The organism is Burkholderia sp. KL41, assembly GCF_057005415.2.
The window spans coordinates 3,042,973-3,058,367 of record NZ_CM174446.1; the positions used below are offsets into that span (position 1 = coordinate 3,042,973).

Consider the following 15,395-nt stretch of genomic DNA (forward strand, 5'->3'; position numbering starts at 1 on the left):
CCCGCGCGTCGGCTTGCGCGGCCCCTACGCGGCCCGCACGTCGCCCGCGCGCACCGCCTGCGCGGTCAACTCGGCCCACAGCGCGTCGCCGCGCCAGGCCGGGCGCACCGCCGCACGTTCCGCGTCATGCACGAGCGCGCACAGTCGCGCATTGACGGGCGCCTGCGTGCCGAAGCGCGCGGCCAGCCACACGACCTCGCCGTTGATCCACTCGACTTCCGTCGCACGCTGCGCCGCGAGATCGTCGGACATCGACGAACGCGCGAGCGGGTCGATCGCGAGCATCCGGCCGCCGAGCACGCGGAACGCGAAATCGGGCAAGTCGAGCACGGCCGGGATCCACGCGGCCGGCAACGGCGTCAACCGCGCGGGCCGGATCGCGGCCCGCGCCAGGCAGTGCAGCGCTTCGCGCTGCGCGAGCGCGACGCAGCGCCGGTACGCACGTTGCGCGAGTTCGTCGCGCAGCGGCAGGTTCGCGAGCGCATTGACCGCGTTGTTCAGGTTGAGCAGCAGCTTCGCCCACTGCACGGCCCGCATGTCGCGATGCAGTTCGAGCGGCAGCCCGGCGCGCGCGAATGCGTCGGCAAACGGCTGCAGCGCGGGAGACGCGTCGGCCGCAAGCGCGCCGGCCGAGCCCTGGTGAAACGCGCCGGGCTCGCGCTCGATCACGTTGAACGGCACCATGCCGGCCAGCACGGTTGCTTGCGGCAGCGCCTCGCGCAGCACGTCGGCATTGTGCAGGCCGTTCTGGAAGCTGATCACGACCGTGCCGGGCCGCAGCACGCCGGCAAGCTGCGCCGCGGCCTCACGCGTCGCGGCCGATTTCACCGCCACGAGCACGAGCCGCGCGGCCGCCGCAACCGCCGGATCGGTCGTGAACACGACATCGGCCGGGGCGAGCGTTGCGCGATAGCCGCGCCGGTCGGTCAGCGTCAGCCCGTGCCGACGAATCGCATCGCCGATCCGTGCGCGGCCGACGAGCGTCACCTTCGCGCCGGCCGCCGCGAGCCGTCCGCCGAGATAGCAGCCGACGGCGCCTGCGCCGAATACGCAGACCGGTGCGTCAGACATGCGAATGCGCGCCGCCGTGCACGGGGCCGGCCCGCCGCTCGACTTCGCGGCGCACTTCGCCGCGTAGTCCCGCGAAGAACGCGACCTCGGCGACGACGAACAGCGGCCCGACCATCAGGCCGACCAGATCGTCGACGAAGGCGGGCTTGCGCCCTTCGAACCAGTGCCCGACGAACTGGACGATCCAGCCGACGACGAACGCGCCAATGCCGGTCGCGAGCCATTGCGCGGTCGGCAGCAACGCGAGCGCCTGCGCGCCCCACAGGCCCAGCGCGAACAGCGCGGTCATCACGATCCCGAACCGCAGGTCGAGCCGCAGGTAGAACACCGCGAACGCGGCGCCGAGCAGCAGCGCCGGCGACAGCGCGACGCCGGCCAGCATCCCGAGCACCGGCCGCGACAGCAGCACCTCGACCGCGAATACGATCATCGGGATCCCGACCAGATGCGTCGCGATGTTGCGCGCGTCGCGGTGGTAGGCCGCATACTGGGAAAGATGGTCTTCGAGCGTCTTCATCGCGTCTCCTGGCAGGTTGTTGGGCGCTATGATGCGCGTCACGCCCGAGAACCTCTGTCAGCTACCCGACATCGCGTACCCATGCCCTCTTCGCTCGCCCCGTACCTGCCGCAGATCGAAGCGAACTCGTGGTTCGCCGCGCTGCCGCCCGCGTTGCGCGCGGACCTGCTCGCCCGCGCGGCGCTGCGCCGGCTGCCGGCCGGCCATGCGCTGTTCCGGCGTGGCGACCCGCCGTGCGGGCTGTACGCGGTACTGGCCGGTTCACTCACGATAGGTGCGGTCGATCCGCAGGGCAAGGAGGCGCTGCTGACGGTCGCCGAGCCCGTCACGTGGTTCGGCGAAATCGCGCTGTTCGACGGCCAGCCGCGCACGCACGACGCGATCGCGCTCGACGACGCACTGCTGCTGCACGTCCCGCAGGCCGCGCTGCTCGCGATTCTCGACGCGACGCCGCAATACTGGCGGCAATTCGCGCTGCTGATGGCGCAGAAGCTGCGCCTGAGCTTCCTGACCGTCGAGTCGATGAGCGTGATGCCGGCCGCGCAGCGGCTCGCCGCCCGCCTGCTGATGATCGCCGACGGCTACGGCGGGATCAGCGCCGGCCGCACCCGCATCCGGCTGTCGCAGGAAAAGCTCGCGGCGATGCTGTCGCTGACGCGGCAGACCACCAACCAGTTGCTGAAGGCGCTGCAGGCCGACGGCGTCGTGCGGCTGCACGTCGGTGAAATCGAGCTCGTCGACGTCGACGCGCTGCGGCGTGCGAGCGGGCTGCCCGACGGCATGCGCTGAGCCGCGGCAGCGCCGTCACGCGGCCCACCCCGCCGTCGCCGCGTTGCGCTATCGTGGCGGCTCGTCCGTTCATCCGTCCGCCCCGCCTTGAGCACGTCGACCGCCTCCGCTCCCTCCCGCCATCCGTGGCCGGTGTTCATCGCATTCCTGCGGCTCGGCCTCACGTCGTTCGGTGGCCCGGTCGCGCATCTCGGCTACTTCCGCACCGAGTTCGTCACACGGCGCGCCTGGCTTACCGAGCGCACCTACGCGGATCTCGTCGGGCTGTGCCAGTTCCTGCCGGGGCCCGCGAGCAGCCAGGTCGGGATGGCGATCGGCCTCGCGCGCGCCGGCTACGCGGGCATGTTCGCCGCGTGGCTCGGCTTCACGCTGCCGTCGGCGCTGCTGATGATGCTGTTCGCGCTCGGCGTGCACGCGACGGGCGCGCCGAGCGAAGCCGGTGCATTGCACGGGCTGCGCATCGTGTCGGTCGCCGTGATCGCGCAGGCCGTGTGGGGCATGGCACGCACGCTGTGCCCGGATGCGCGCCGCGTCACGCTGATGGCCGCGGCCGCCAGCGTCGCGCTGCTCGCGCCGGCCGCGTGGACGCAGGTTGCCGTGATCGTCGCGGCCGGATTGGCCGGCCTCGTGCTGCTGCCGCAGCCGGCGCGCGGCACCCATGATCCGTTGCCGCTGCACGTGTCGCCGCGCGCGGGCGTGCTGTGGCTCGCGCTGTTCGCCGCACTCCTCGTCATACTGCCGTTCGCGGCCCGCGCGCTGCGCTCCGATACGCTTGCCGTCGTCGATGCGTTCTTCCGTACGGGCGCGCTCGTGTTCGGCGGCGGCCACGTGGTGCTGCCGCTGCTGCAGGCGGCCGTGGTCGCGCCCGGCTGGGTCGGCGATGCGGCGTTCCTGGCCGGTTATGGCGTCGCGCAGGCCGTGCCGGGGCCGCTGTTCACGTTCTCGGCATTCCTCGGCGCGTCGCTGCGCCAGGCGCCGACCGGCTGGCTCGGCGGCACGATCGCGCTGGTGTCGATCTTCGCGCCGTCGTTCCTGCTGGTGGCCGGCACCGCGCCGTTCTGGGAGCGCCTGCGCCGCAGCACGCGGATGCAGGCCGCGCTCGCGGGCGTGAACGCGGCCGTCGTCGGGCTGCTGCTCGCGGCGCTCTATCACCCGGTCTGGACCGACACGATCATGGCGCCGCGCGACCTGGCCGCGGCACTCGTCGCATTCGTCGCGCTGGTGTTCTGGCGCGTGCCGCCGTGGGCCGTCGTGATCGCGAGCGCGGCGCTCGGCTGGGGGCTCGGCCTCCTCGCCTGACCGGGCACGCGCGGCACGTTCCGCAGCGGCAAAAACAAAAAAGCCCTCGTTTCGAGGGCTTTTCTGCTGGGTACCGCGCGCCGTAGCGGCGCGCAGGTGCCGGACCTTACGCGAAGTTCTTCGCTGCGAAGTCCCAGTTCACGATGTTCCAGAACGCTTCGACGAACTTCGGACGTGCGTTGCGGTAGTCGATGTAGTACGCGTGTTCCCACACGTCGATCGTCAGCAGTGCCTTGTCGGCCGTCGTCAGCGGGGTTGCTGCGTTGCTCGTCGACACGATGTCGAGCGAACCGTCAGCCTTCTTCACGAGCCATGCCCAGCCCGAACCGAACGTGCCGACTGCGGCCTTCGTGAACGCTTCCTTGAATGCGTCGTACGAACCCCACTTCGCGTTGATCGCGTCGCCCAGTGCGCCCGTCGGTGCGCCGCCGCCGTTCGGCGACAGGCTGTTCCAGAAGAACGTGTGGTTCCAGATTTGCGCGGCGTTGTTGAAGATGCCGCCCGACGACTTCTTCACGATCTCTTCCAGCGACAGGTTTTCGAATTCCGTGCCCGGGATCAGATTGTTCAGGTTCGTCACATAAGCCTGATGGTGCTTGCCGTAGTGGTACTGGATCGTCTCGAGCGAGATGGTCGGCGCGAGTGCGTCTTCAGCGTACGGGAGCGGCGGGAGCGTATGAGCCATGGCGATTCCTTCGTTGAGTATGTAGGGGGGCTTGTGTTGAATGCTGCCGAGCGTCCGATTGTAGGCGAGGACGAATAACCCCGCAAACTCACGGGCCATTTATCCGCGGTATGCGGAAAAGCGATGTTCGCGCATCGTCCACGGGGACGAGCCGATACCGCGCAACCGCCGTTCCCGCGCGTTTTCCCCGGTCGCGGCGCGTGCGCCGCTCACGTCAGATCGTATCGGCGAGGCGCGGCTGCACGTCGGCGAGCGACACGTCGGCCGAGCCTTCGGCAAGATGCACGGTCAGGCGGCGCTGCGGCTTCAATGCGTTCGGCGTGCGCACCGCGCGGCCCGTCTGCGCATCGATCAGCGCCGCATAACCGCGCTCGAGGGTGCGCTGCGGGCTCAACACCTCGAGCCTTGCCGCACAGGCTGACACGCGAGCCGTGTCGCGTTCGTGACGGCGCTGCAATGCGAGCGCAAGACGCTGCGACAGCCCCGCGAGTGCCTGGCGCGCCTGCGACGGATCGGGGCGCGCGCGCTGCCAGCGCAACTGCGCGAGCGCGAACCGCGCGCGCGCGTCGCGCACCGGCCGCGACGCCGCCGACGCCAGCCGCACGGCAAGCTGCTCGACGTGCGTGCGCTGCCGCTGCAGCCGCTCGGCCGGGCTCACCAGCCGGCGCGCGAGCCAGTCGAGCTGCTGCGCGCGCTGCTCCAGCCGGCGTTCCATGCCGCGTGCGAGCGCACGCTGGCGCTCGCCGACCTCGCGCAGCAGCAGTGCGCGCTGCGGGCTCGCGAGCTCGGCGGCGCCGGTGGGCGTCGGCGCGCGCAGGTCGGCCGCGAAGTCCGCGATCGTGAAATCAGTCTCGTGCCCGACGCCGCTCACGACCGGCAGTTCGCTCGCCGCGATCGCGCGCGCCAGCGCCTCGTCGTTGAATGACCACAGATCCTCGATCGAGCCGCCGCCGCGACAGACCAGCAGCACATCGACCTCGCGGCGCGCATTCGCGGTCTCGACGGCCGCGACGAGCTTTTCCGCCGAGCCCGCACCCTGCACGGGCGCCGGATAGACGATCACCGGAATGTGCGGCGCGCGGCGCGCGAGCGTGGTCAGCACGTCGCGCAGCGCGGCGGCCTGCAGCGACGTGACGATGCCGATCGCGCGCGGGTGGGCCGGCAGCGGCCGCTTGCGCTCGGGCGCGAAGAGCCCCTCGCCCTCGAGCTGCGCCTTCAGCCTCAGGAACGCCTCGTACAGGCGCCCCTGGCCCGTGCGCCGCACGGCCTCGACGTTGAGCTGCACTTCGCCGCGCGGCTCGTACATCGTCACGACCGCGCGCACCTCGATGCGGTCGCCCTCGCGCGGCGTGAATTCCGCGTATTGCGCGCGGCCGCGGAACATCACGCAGCGCATCTGCGCCTGCTGGTCCTTGATCGAGAAATACCAGTGGCCGCTCGCGGCGCGCGTGAAATTCGACACTTCGCCCGAAATCCACAGCAGCGGAAACGAGCGCTCGAGCATCGTCGAAATCGCGCGATTGAGCGCCGAAACGGGTATCACTTCGTCGCCGCCGCGGGTGGCACCCGGTGCGGCAAATGGGGAGTCGGAAGGCATGGACGGTCGGATGAATGCTGGCGGCGACACGATAGTCCGACACGCGCGCGACGTCCAGCGCCGGGCGCGGGCGCGGTGACGCGCGGAAGGTGTCCACACTTTGGCAATCGTCGGCTTGAAACGCCCGAAAACCGCGGAAAAATCCAGACGATTTGAGATAACACATTGATTTTTATATATTTTTAAAACTTTCGAAACGATTCTCATCCGATTCGAGGCCCACCCGGCGGGCGTTTGACTCATTCGAGCGGGGAGTTCTTCACAGAGTTATCCACAAGCCGTCGCGATCCGGCCCCGTGGGCTGCGTCGGCCGGTCGCGCTTGCCGCGCCCGCCTGCGGCGCGCTAGAGTGCCGCCTTCCGCAGACCCCGCGGCATGCGCCGCCCAACGGAGAATCCGCCTTGACGAATCCGTCCCACGCCGCGGCGCACGACCTGCCGCGCCCGGCCCGATGAGCGCGCCCGACGGCCCGCTCGCCCGGCTCGAAGCGCGCCTGACGCGCGAATGGCAGCGCCGCGGCGCGCTCGCGTGGGCACTCACGCCGTTCGCGTGCGTGTTCGGCCTGTGCGCGGCGCTGCGGCGCACCGCCTACGCGCAGGGCTGGAAGAAGCCGGTCGACGTCGGCGTGCCCGTCGTCGTGGTCGGCAACGTGACCGTCGGCGGCACCGGCAAGACGCCGACCGTGATCGCGCTCGTCGACGCGTTGCGGGCAGCCGGCTTCACACCCGGCATCGTGTCGCGCGGCTACGGCGCGAACGTGAAGGCGCCGACCGCCGTCACGGCCGCGTCGCGCGCCGGCGCGGGCGGCGACGAGCCGCTCCTGATCGCACGCCGCACCGGTGCGCCGGTCTGGGTCTGCCCGGATCGTGTCGCGGCCGCGCAGGCGCTGCGCGCCGCGCATCCGGACGTCGACGTGATCGTCAGCGACGACGGCCTGCAGCACTACCGCCTCGCGCGCACGGTCGAGCTCGTCGTGTTCGACCACCGGCTCGGCGGCAACGGCTTCCTGCTGCCGGCCGGGCCGTTGCGCGAGCCGCTGTCGCGGCACCGCGACGCGACGCTCGTCAACGATCCGTACAGCGGCGCGCTGCCGCCGTGGCCCGACACCTATTCGCTCGCGCTCACGCCGGGCGCCGCGTGGCACCTCGACCAGCCGGCGCTGCGCCGCCCGCTGTCGCAATTCGCGAACGAGCGCGTCCTCGCCGCGGCCGGCATCGGCGCGCCGGAACGCTTCTTCGCGACGCTGCGCGCGGCCGGTCTCGCGCCCGCGACGCGCGCGCTGCCCGATCACTATGCGTTCGCCGACAATCCGTTCGTCGACGACGCCGTCGACGCGATCCTGATCACCGAGAAGGATGCAGTAAAATTGGGCGCTTCCTGGCGCGACGCTCGACTGTGGGTCGTCCCCGTCGAAGCCGCGCTCGACCCTCGCCTCATTGCCCTCGTTGTGGAGAAACTCCGTGGACGCTCGCCTGCTTGAAATCATTGTGTGCCCTATCTGCAAAGGCCCGCTCCACTATGACCGTGCCGCGCAGGAGCTGATCTGCAACGCGGACAAGCTCGCCTACCCGATCCGCGACGGCATCCCCGTGATGCTGGTCGACGAAGCGCGCCAGACCGTCGAAGGCACGCCGGTCGACCCGGCCGGCCGCTAAGCCGTCCGACCCAGCCCGAGCCGCGGCCCGTCCGCGGCCAGGGCGCCGAACCCTCCGGGCGACCCGCGCCAGGCGCGCCGCCCGCTCCGTTCTCTTCACCGCCCGTCCCGATGACTCACCCGCAACCCTTCATCGCCGTCATTCCCGCCCGGCTCGCGTCGACGCGGCTCCCGAACAAGCCGCTCGCCGATCTCGGCGGCAAGCCGATGGTCGTGCGCGTCGCCGAGCGTGCACGTGAAGCGGGCGCGCAGCAGGTGCTCGTCGCGTCCGACGCGCAGAGCGTGCTCGATGCCGCGCGCGATCACGGCTTCGAAGCGGTGCTGACGCGCGCCGACCATCCGTCCGGCACCGACCGTCTCGCGGAAGTCGCGGCGACGTTCGGGTGGAGCGACGACACCGTCGTCGTCAACGTTCAGGGCGACGAGCCGCTGATCGACCCCGTACTCGTGCGCGACGTAGCGTCGCACCTCGCCGCGCATCCGGCGTGCGCGATTGCGACGGCCGCCCACCCGATCCACGACGCGGCCGACGTGTTCAACCCGAACGTCGTGAAGGTCGCGCTCGACGCGCAGAGCGTCGCGCTGTACTTCTCGCGCGCGCCGATTCCATGGAGCCGGGACGCGTACCAGCCGCACTGGCCCGACGTCGCAGCCATGCCTGCGCCTGCTTTCCCGGTCTATCGGCACATCGGCCTCTATGCGTATCGCGCGCGTTTCCTGCGCACGTATCCGTCGCTTGCGCAGGCGCCGATCGAACAGGCCGAGCAGCTCGAGCAGCTGCGCGCGCTCTGGCACGGCGAGCGCATCGCGGTGCTGATCACCGAGTCCGCGCCCGAAGCCGGCATCGACACGCCGGCCGATCTCGCACGCGTGCAGGCCCTTTTTCAGCCGGGACGAAAATAACCCGTGGCATAATCAGGCGATTGTGCGAGCCGTCCGCGACCAGCGCGTCCTCGCTTGACCCCGCCCGCGGCCCTGCCGGCAGCCGCGCGTCGCTCAACCCGACGCGCCGCATCAGACCGGTCCGCCGCGCGCCAGGCAAGCGCCGCGCCCACCGTCGCGGCGCTTTTTGCGTCTCGCCACACGAATCTACATACTGGAGATATCACCATGCGTTTGATCCTGTTGGGCGCGCCCGGCGCGGGAAAGGGCACCCAGGCAAACTTCATCAAGGAAAAGTTCGGCATCCCGCAAATCTCGACGGGCGACATGCTGCGCGCGGCCGTGAAGGCCGGCACGCCGCTCGGCGTCGAGGCGAAGGGCTACATGGACGCCGGCAAGCTCGTTCCGGATGCGCTGATCATCGGCCTCGTCAAGGAGCGCCTGAAGGAAGCCGACTGCGCGAACGGCTATCTGTTCGACGGCTTCCCGCGCACGATCGCGCAGGCTGACGCGATGAAGGAAGCGGGCGTCGCGATCGACTACGTGCTCGAGATCGACGTACCGTTCTCGGAAATCATCGAGCGCATGAGCGGCCGCCGCACGCACCCGGCATCGGGCCGCACGTACCACGTCAAGTTCAACCCGCCGAAGGTCGAAGGCCACGACGACGTGACGGGCGAGCCGCTGATCCAGCGCGACGACGACAAGGAAGAAACCGTCAAGAAGCGTCTCGAAGTGTACGAAGCGCAGACCAAGCCGCTGATCACGTACTACGGCGACTGGGCGCAGCGCGGCGAGGAAAACGGCCTGAAGGCGCCGCAGTATCGCAAGATCTCGGGCCTCGGCGCCGTCGAGGAAATCCGCGAGCGCGCGTTTGACGCACTGAAGTAAGCAGCGCGTCGCGCAACCGCAAGCCGCCCTCCCCGGGCGGCTTTTTTTTTGCCCGGGCGGAATTCGCACGACCGTTCTGGTATCGCCGCCGCGTGAGGGGGCCCCGTACAATCGGCCGGGTGCGGGCGTCTGCATTACCGGTGCGCCGGCATTTCAACCGATCACGGGGCAAGAATCAGGCAACCGCATTGCCCCGGAAGCGTAACTTGTGCTGAAGCGCCAAGAGCGGTCGACCGCCTTGCATGGGACCGCCTTGCATGGGACCGCCTTGCATGGGACCGCCTTGCATGAGACCGCCCTAAGCGCTGAAGCGCCAAGGGCGGTCGACACGGAGACAGTCATGGACATTCGTGGCAACGTATTTCTGATCACGGGCGGCGCATCCGGCCTCGGTGCCGGCACGGCGCGGATGCTCGCGCAAGCAGGCGGCACGGTCGTGCTCGCCGACCTGAACGACACGGCAGGCACCGCGCTCGCGACCGAGCTGGGCGGCATCTTCGTGCACTGCGACGTGTCGAGCGAGACCGACGCGCAGGCGGCCGTCGACGCAGCGACGCGCGCGGGCACGCTGCGCGGCCTCGTGAACTGCGCCGGCATCGCGCCCGCCGCCAAGACCCTCGGCAAGGACGGCGCGCATCCGCTCGACGTGTTCGCGAAGACGATCAACGTGAACCTCGTCGGCACGTTCAACATGATCCGGCTCGCGGCCGCCGCGATGGCCGCCACCGCGCCAACCGCGGAAGGCGAGCGCGGCGTGATCGTCAGCACCGCGTCGGTCGCCGCATTCGACGGGCAGATCGGCCAGGCCGCGTACGCGGCGTCGAAGGCCGGCGTCGCGGGCATGACGCTGCCGATCGCGCGCGACCTGTCGCGCAACGGCATCCGCGTGATGACGATCGCGCCCGGCCTGTTCGAGACGCCGATGCTGCTCGGCATGCCGCAGGACGTCCAGGACGCGCTCGGCGCGATGGTGCCGTTCCCGCCGCGACTCGGCAAACCGGCCGAATACGCGCTGCTGGTGCGTCAGATCGTCGAGAATCCGATGCTCAACGGCGAAGTGATCCGCCTCGACGGCGCGATCCGGATGCAGCCAAAATGAGCACGCAAAAAAACGCCCGCATCGCGGGCGTTTTGTCATTCACGGTTCCGGCAGGCAGCACGGCGGCGGCTCAGTCCTCGCCGTCGCGCTGCATCCGCTGCCGCAACTCGGTCACTTGCGATTCGACGACGGTCGCGTCGTCCGCGTCCGGCCGCTCGCCGAGATACTGCTCGAGATCCTCGAGTGCGGGGCGCAGGTAGTCGAGCCGCGCATACGCGAAACCGCGGTCGCGGACTTCGTCGAGATGCTCGGGCAACAGGATCACGAGCCGCTGCTGCACCGCGAGCAGCCGTTGCCAGCGCTCCGTCTGAAGATAGATCGTCTTCAGGTTGCGCAGCATCCGCGCGATGATCTCGCGGCTCGTCGCCGGCTGCAGCAGTGCGCGCAACGCGCTGTCGACCGCACCGGCCGCACGCGCGACGTATGGCTCGAGCATCTCGACCATCTCGGCTTCGGACAGCGAATGGCCGTTGGCCGGGTCGATGATCAGGTCGCCGTCCGGCAGCGTGACGCGCAGCAGGAAATGGCCGGGGAACGATACGCCGCGCGCCGGCACGCCGATCTGCTCGGCAAGCTCCAGGTACAGCACCGACAGCGAGATCGGAATCCCGCGCCGCCGCTTCAGCACGGCGTTCAGGTGGCTGTTATCGGGGTCGTAGTAATCGTTGTGATTGCACGCGAAGCCGAGCTCGCGGAAGAAGAAGCCGTTCAGCGCGGCGACGCGGCCCTTCAGGTCCGTGTCGTCGGCGAGCCGCCGGCGCAGCCGCGCCGCCAGCATGTCGAGTTCGGCCAGCGTGCCCTGCAGGTCGAGGTCGGGATAGGCGTCCTGTGCCAGCGACAGCGCCGCTTCCGTGACGGGCAGGCTGTCGTCGTCTGCCACGAGCGTGCTGAAGTAGTCGAGGACGCGGGTCATTGCGGTCGTCACTTGGCGCGCCTTCTGAAATAAGCGTATTTGAAGCCCATCACCCACAACATACCGAAATATAGTGCAGCGAACAGCACGAGGCACGCGGCCATCAGCGCGATGCGATCGAGCGGCTGCGTACGCATCCCGGTCCAGTCGAAGCTGATCGACAGCCAGTGCATCAGGCCCGCGAGCACAAGCGCCGCGCCGATCAGCTGCACGAAGAAGCGCAGCCAGCCCGGCGACGGCTGGTAGATGCCGCGCTTGCGCAGCCCGAGGAACAGCAGCAGCGAATTCAGGCACGCGCCGACGCCGATGCTCAGCGTCAGGCCCGCGTGGCCGATCAGCGGCACGAACACGTAGTTCGAGATCTGCGTGACGATCAGCACGCCGATCGCGATCTTGACGGGCGTCTTGATGTCCTGCTTCGCATAGAAGCCCGGCGCGAGGATCTTGATCAGGATGATGCCAACGAGGCCGATCCCGTATGTCGCGAGCGCGCGCGCGACCATCGTGACGGTATGCGCGTCGAACTTGCCGTAGTTGAAAAGGGTCGCCGTGAGCGGCGTCGCGAAGAAGAACAGCGCGAGCGCGCTCGGTGCCGCGAGCAGGAACGTGACGCGCAGCCCCCAGTCGAGCAGCGCCGAATACTCGTGCGAATCGGCGTCGACGTGCGCCTTCGACAGGCTCGGCAGCAGGATCGTGCCGAGCGCGACGCCGAGCAGCGCCGTCGGGAATTCCATCAGGCGGTCGGCGTAGTTGATCCACGACACGGCGCCCTGCCCGAGCCGCGACGCGATGTTGGTGTTGATGATCAGCGACAGTTGCGCGACCGACACCGCGAACGTCGCGGGCACCATCTTCGCGAGCACGCGCTTCACGCCCGGGTGGCGCAGCGCGCGCACCGGGTTGAGGCCGATCAGCGGCACCATGTCGATTTTCTTCAGGCCCGGCAGCTGCACGAGGAACTGCAGCACGCCGCCGACGATGACGGCCCATGCAAGCGCGAACACCGGCACCTTCAGGTGCGGCGCGACGAACACGGCCGCGGCGATGAACGCGACGTTGAGCAGCACCGGCGCGAACGCGGGCAGCGAGAAGCTCTTGTACGTGTTCAGCACGCCGGATGCGAGCGTCGTCAGCGAGATGAACACGATGTACGGGAACATGATCCGCGTCATCGTGACCGCGAGCGGGAACGCCTGGCCGTCGGTGTGCAGGCCGGACGCGACCGCGAACACGACCCACGATGCGCCGGCGATCCCGAAGACCGACAGCACGGCAAGTGCCCACGCCAGCACCGTCGACATCGCGTCGACGAGCGCTTTCGTCGCATCGTGCCCCTGCTGGTTCTTGAACTCGGCGAGGATCGGCACGAACGCCTGCGAGAACGCGCCTTCGGCGGACAGGCGGCGCAGCAGGTTCGGGATACGGAAGGCGACGTAGAACGCGTCGGTGTATTGACTGGCGCCGAACGCACGGGCGATCAGCGTCTCGCGGGCCAGTCCGGTCACGCGCGACAGCAGCGTGAAGCCGCTGACCGTCAGCAGGGCTCGGAATAGATTCATGGGGCGCTTATTATACGGACGTTGCGTGGCCCGGCCAGCGGCCGATGCCGAAAAGCGCGCACGCCGCCGGTGCCCCGCCCGACGGTTGTCACGTTCAACTTGCCACTCGCTTGATTTTGTTGCTATAATCGCCGGTTTCTGGGCTCGTACATGCACGGCAACTGCCGTTTTCATGTCCCGGCCTCGGTTAAAATCACCGTTTTTTTATGCGCCCCTGGGCAATCGTTCTCAGGGGACGGATCGAAAAGCAGCGCTTGGCCGTCAGGCTCCAAGCTCTGGAAACAGGACAGGATAAGGAACCGTCATGGCTAACTCCGCACAAGCACGCAAGCGCGCCCGCCAGGCCGCGAAGGCAAACTCGCACAACTCGGCGCTGCGCTCGAAATTCCGTACCGCGATCAAGTCGGTTCGCAAGGCTGTTGAAGCCGGCGACCAGGCAAAGGCTGCCGAGCTGTTCAAGGCTGCCGTGAAAACGATCGACACGATCGCCGACAAGAAGATCGTTCACAAGAACAAGGCCGCTCGCAGCAAGAGCCGCCTCGCCGCGGCCGTCAAGGGTCTGCAGGCAGCAGCGTAACTCCGGTACGCCCGCTCACGCGGGCGTTCCTGTTTCCTGCGATCGCAAAAAAGCCCGCCTAGGCGGGCTTTTTTGTCGCCTGTCGCCCGCGCACATCCTGCGGGCCGGCGACATGTGCCAGGGTGGGCGCCGCATGCGCCCTCGCCCGTGCCGGCATCACTTCTTCGCGTCGTAGTCCGGCAGTTCGCACGCCTCGGTGACGACGAGGTTGTTGTCCTTCGCGAAATTCAGCACGAAATCGAACGCCATCGGCTCGACGTCGCGCAGCCGGGAATCGAGGATCACGCATTTGAGGTCGCCGAGCATCGTCGGACGCACGTAGAGCGAATACTTGAGGCGCGCGTTCGGCCCGCTCGCCCCCGGCCCGAAGCAGGCCATCACACCGGCCAGACGTTCCGACCAGTCGCTCGGGCGAAACTTTTTCCCGTCTTTCGTGATGCCCTGGATGAAGAATTCGGTCGGAGGGGTTTCAGCCATGTGGTTACCCAAGTGACGGCCCGGCGATGTCCAGGCAACGGCGCCTGGATACGCGAACACAAAGCTGAAACGGACGGCGGCACAAGCATTCCGAGATCCCGAAAACGAGACGTCGACGTGTGCCGCCGGCGGACTGCACCGGATTTGTGCAGCGCACGGCTTGTGTCCGGCAGAGCGCGAAGAGGCTTGCCTGCCGGGCTGGAGAAAACTTTTGGATTATACCGCAGCGCGCCATCGCGCGTCGTTCCGACACCCCTCCTCCTGTGCCGCCCGCAACGCACGGCGATCGCGCCCCGCTTCTCTCCCCGGCTCGTCAAAGCACAGAAAATCCTTTATGCTGCTTTGAGTTATCCACACCCGACGGCGGCGCCGTCCGGCCTTGCTGCCGGGTGCAACCCGCCGCATTTCGCTTCATGACCGCCAAAACCATTCGTCACTACCTGCAGTTCAAGGATTTCTCGCTGGAAGACTACGAGTACGTGCTCGAACGCACGGGTATCCTGAAGCGCAAGTTCAAGAACTACGAGACCTATCACCCGCTGCACGACCGCACGCTCGCGATGATCTTCGAGAAGAACTCGACGCGCACGCGCCTGTCGTTCGAAGCCGGGATCTTCCAGCTCGGCGGCCACGCCGTCTTCATGAGCACGCGCGACACGCAGCTCGGTCGCGGCGAACCCGTCGAGGATTCCGCGCAGGTGATCTCGCGGATGGTCGACATCATCATGATCCGTACGTTCGAGCAGGAGATCATCCAGCGCTTCGCGGACAACTCCCGCGTGCCGGTGATCAACGGCCTGACGAACGAATACCACCCGTGCCAGGTGCTCGCCGACATCTTCACGTACTACGAGCACCGCGGCCCGATCGCCGGCAAGACCGTCGCGTGGGTCGGCGACGCGAACAACATGCTCTACACGTGGATCGAAGCCGCGCAGATCCTCGGCTTCAAGCTGCGCCTGTCCACGCCGCCCGGCTACGCGCTCGACATGAAGCTCGTGTCGCCCGACAGCGCGCCGTTCTACGAAGTGTTCGACGATCCGAACGAAGCGTGCAAGGGCGCCGATCTCGTCACCACCGACGTGTGGACGAGCATGGGCTTCGAGGCCGAGAACGAGGCCCGCAAGCAGGCATTCGCCGACTGGTGCGTCGACGAGGAGATGATGGGCCACGCGAACCCGGACGCCCTCTTCATGCACTGCCTGCCCGCGCACCGCGGCGAGGAAGTGACGGCCGGCGTGATCGACGGCCCGCAGAGCGTCGTATGGGATGAAGCGGAAAACCGCCTGCACGTGCAGAAGGCACTGATGGAGTTCCTGCTGCTCGGCCGCCTCAAGCACTGACGCGCCGGCACCCGGCAACCCATGTGAAAAGCGGTGCGAAACC

The 15,395-nt window shown here is 68.5% G+C and carries 16 protein-coding genes; 9 read left to right on the forward strand and 7 right to left on the reverse strand.

Translation table 11 applies throughout. From position 1 onward, the window contains the following. Positions 1–24 precede the first annotated feature (24 nt). Together PQB87_RS14335 and PQB87_RS14340 are read right to left on the reverse strand one after the other, a co-directional pair. A complete protein-coding gene (locus tag PQB87_RS14335; protein WP_222155922.1) occupies positions 25–1,071 on the reverse strand; it encodes a 2-dehydropantoate 2-reductase in 1,047 nt (348 codons plus the stop codon). Continuing rightward, positions 1,064–1,588: an Mpo1 family 2-hydroxy fatty acid dioxygenase gene (locus tag PQB87_RS14340; RefSeq protein WP_222155923.1), complete on the reverse strand. Its 525-nt coding sequence runs from the start codon at positions 1,586–1,588 to the stop codon at positions 1,064–1,066. Before PQB87_RS14340 ends, PQB87_RS14335 begins: the two co-directional genes overlap by 8 nt. 81 nt (positions 1,589–1,669) lie before the next feature. Between PQB87_RS14340 and PQB87_RS14345 the strand changes: the two genes are divergently transcribed. After that, positions 1,670–2,377, forward strand: a complete 708-nt coding sequence (locus PQB87_RS14345) for a Crp/Fnr family transcriptional regulator (RefSeq protein ID WP_059688522.1) — start codon at positions 1,670–1,672, stop codon at positions 2,375–2,377. A gap of 87 nt (positions 2,378–2,464) precedes the next feature. Beyond that, positions 2,465–3,676 (forward strand): chromate efflux transporter, encoded by a 1,212-nt coding sequence (chrA, locus tag PQB87_RS14350; protein WP_222155924.1) that lies wholly within the window; start codon positions 2,465–2,467, stop codon positions 3,674–3,676. 106 nt (positions 3,677–3,782) lie between these two features. On the opposite strand, the gene sodB is transcribed toward chrA, so the two are convergent. Both sodB and xseA read right to left on the reverse strand, forming a co-directional pair. Beyond that, complete coding sequence (gene sodB / locus PQB87_RS14355; RefSeq protein WP_011352986.1) at positions 3,783–4,361, reverse strand: superoxide dismutase [Fe]; 579 nt, start codon at positions 4,359–4,361, stop codon at positions 3,783–3,785. Between the two features lie 214 nt (positions 4,362–4,575). Beyond that, entirely contained in the window at positions 4,576–5,958 is a 1,383-nt protein-coding gene (xseA, locus tag PQB87_RS14360) for an exodeoxyribonuclease VII large subunit (RefSeq protein ID WP_059688532.1), read from the reverse strand. 450 nt (positions 5,959–6,408) lie between these two features. On the opposite strand from xseA, the gene lpxK reads away from it, so the two are divergent. The 5 genes from lpxK to PQB87_RS14385 all read left to right on the forward strand — a co-directional run bounded on the left by lpxK (position 6,409) and on the right by PQB87_RS14385 (position 10,483). Beyond that, complete coding sequence (gene lpxK / locus PQB87_RS14365) at positions 6,409–7,437, forward strand: tetraacyldisaccharide 4'-kinase (RefSeq protein ID WP_059623902.1); 1,029 nt, start codon at positions 6,409–6,411, stop codon at positions 7,435–7,437. Beyond that, entirely contained in the window at positions 7,418–7,612 is a 195-nt protein-coding gene (locus PQB87_RS14370; RefSeq protein ID WP_006482216.1) for a Trm112 family protein, read from the forward strand. Before lpxK ends, PQB87_RS14370 begins: the two co-directional genes overlap by 20 nt. Positions 7,613–7,722: 110 nt before the next feature. Further along, the gene (gene kdsB, locus PQB87_RS14375; RefSeq protein WP_489242219.1) at positions 7,723–8,514 is read left to right on the forward strand and encodes a 3-deoxy-manno-octulosonate cytidylyltransferase; all 792 of its coding nucleotides are present in this window, start codon (positions 7,723–7,725) and stop codon (positions 8,512–8,514) included. Positions 8,515–8,721: 207 nt separating this feature from the next. Continuing rightward, a complete protein-coding gene (gene adk, locus PQB87_RS14380; RefSeq protein ID WP_021162571.1) occupies positions 8,722–9,384 on the forward strand; it encodes an adenylate kinase in 663 nt (220 codons plus the stop codon). A gap of 340 nt (positions 9,385–9,724) precedes the next feature. Next, positions 9,725–10,483, forward strand: coding sequence for a 3-hydroxyacyl-CoA dehydrogenase (locus PQB87_RS14385; protein WP_489242221.1), 759 nt, complete (start codon positions 9,725–9,727; stop codon positions 10,481–10,483). Positions 10,484–10,553: 70 nt separating this feature from the next. Here the strand turns inward: PQB87_RS14385 and PQB87_RS14390 are convergent, their stop codons facing one another. Then, positions 10,554–11,396: a SirB1 family protein gene (locus tag PQB87_RS14390; protein WP_489242223.1), complete on the reverse strand. Its 843-nt coding sequence runs from the start codon at positions 11,394–11,396 to the stop codon at positions 10,554–10,556. An 8-nt stretch (positions 11,397–11,404) separates the two neighbouring features. Continuing rightward, positions 11,405–12,955, reverse strand: coding sequence for a murein biosynthesis integral membrane protein MurJ (gene murJ, locus PQB87_RS14395; protein ID WP_111938798.1), 1,551 nt, complete (start codon positions 12,953–12,955; stop codon positions 11,405–11,407). Between the two features lie 304 nt (positions 12,956–13,259). Between murJ and rpsT the strand changes: the two genes are divergently transcribed. After that, positions 13,260–13,532: a 30S ribosomal protein S20 gene (rpsT, locus tag PQB87_RS14400; protein WP_006482211.1), complete on the forward strand. Its 273-nt coding sequence runs from the start codon at positions 13,260–13,262 to the stop codon at positions 13,530–13,532. Positions 13,533–13,688: 156 nt separating this feature from the next. On the opposite strand, the gene PQB87_RS14405 is transcribed toward rpsT, so the two are convergent. Next, positions 13,689–14,009: a DUF3579 domain-containing protein gene (locus PQB87_RS14405; RefSeq protein ID WP_021162567.1), complete on the reverse strand. Its 321-nt coding sequence runs from the start codon at positions 14,007–14,009 to the stop codon at positions 13,689–13,691. Positions 14,010–14,422: 413 nt separating this feature from the next. On the opposite strand from PQB87_RS14405, the gene argF reads away from it, so the two are divergent. After that, positions 14,423–15,352, forward strand: a complete 930-nt coding sequence (gene argF / locus PQB87_RS14410) for an ornithine carbamoyltransferase (RefSeq protein WP_027789281.1) — start codon at positions 14,423–14,425, stop codon at positions 15,350–15,352. The last annotated feature ends 43 nt before the right edge of the window (positions 15,353–15,395 follow it).

What these genes read in the sequence shown, in the direction of transcription:
- PQB87_RS14335 (WP_222155922.1), bottom strand. Translation starts at nt 1,071, where the DNA reads ATGTCTGACGCACCGGTCTGCGTATTCGGCGCAGGCGCCGTCGGCTGC.
- PQB87_RS14340 (WP_222155923.1), bottom strand. Translation starts at nt 1,588, where the DNA reads ATGAAGACGCTCGAAGACCATCTTTCCCAGTATGCGGCCTACCACCGC.
- PQB87_RS14345 (WP_059688522.1), top strand. Translation starts at nt 1,670, where the DNA reads ATGCCCTCTTCGCTCGCCCCGTACCTGCCGCAGATCGAAGCGAACTCG.
- sodB (WP_011352986.1), bottom strand. Translation starts at nt 4,361, where the DNA reads ATGGCTCATACGCTCCCGCCGCTCCCGTACGCTGAAGACGCACTCGCG.
- xseA (WP_059688532.1), bottom strand. Translation starts at nt 5,958, where the DNA reads ATGCCTTCCGACTCCCCATTTGCCGCACCGGGTGCCACCCGCGGCGGC.
- lpxK (WP_059623902.1), top strand. Translation starts at nt 6,409, where the DNA reads ATGAGCGCGCCCGACGGCCCGCTCGCCCGGCTCGAAGCGCGCCTGACG.
- kdsB (WP_489242219.1), top strand. Translation starts at nt 7,723, where the DNA reads ATGACTCACCCGCAACCCTTCATCGCCGTCATTCCCGCCCGGCTCGCG.
- adk (WP_021162571.1), top strand. Translation starts at nt 8,722, where the DNA reads ATGCGTTTGATCCTGTTGGGCGCGCCCGGCGCGGGAAAGGGCACCCAG.
- PQB87_RS14385 (WP_489242221.1), top strand. Translation starts at nt 9,725, where the DNA reads ATGGACATTCGTGGCAACGTATTTCTGATCACGGGCGGCGCATCCGGC.
- PQB87_RS14390 (WP_489242223.1), bottom strand. Translation starts at nt 11,396, where the DNA reads ATGACCCGCGTCCTCGACTACTTCAGCACGCTCGTGGCAGACGACGAC.
- murJ (WP_111938798.1), bottom strand. Translation starts at nt 12,955, where the DNA reads ATGAATCTATTCCGAGCCCTGCTGACGGTCAGCGGCTTCACGCTGCTG.
- rpsT (WP_006482211.1), top strand. Translation starts at nt 13,260, where the DNA reads ATGGCTAACTCCGCACAAGCACGCAAGCGCGCCCGCCAGGCCGCGAAG.
- PQB87_RS14405 (WP_021162567.1), bottom strand. Translation starts at nt 14,009, where the DNA reads ATGGCTGAAACCCCTCCGACCGAATTCTTCATCCAGGGCATCACGAAA.
- argF (WP_027789281.1), top strand. Translation starts at nt 14,423, where the DNA reads ATGACCGCCAAAACCATTCGTCACTACCTGCAGTTCAAGGATTTCTCG.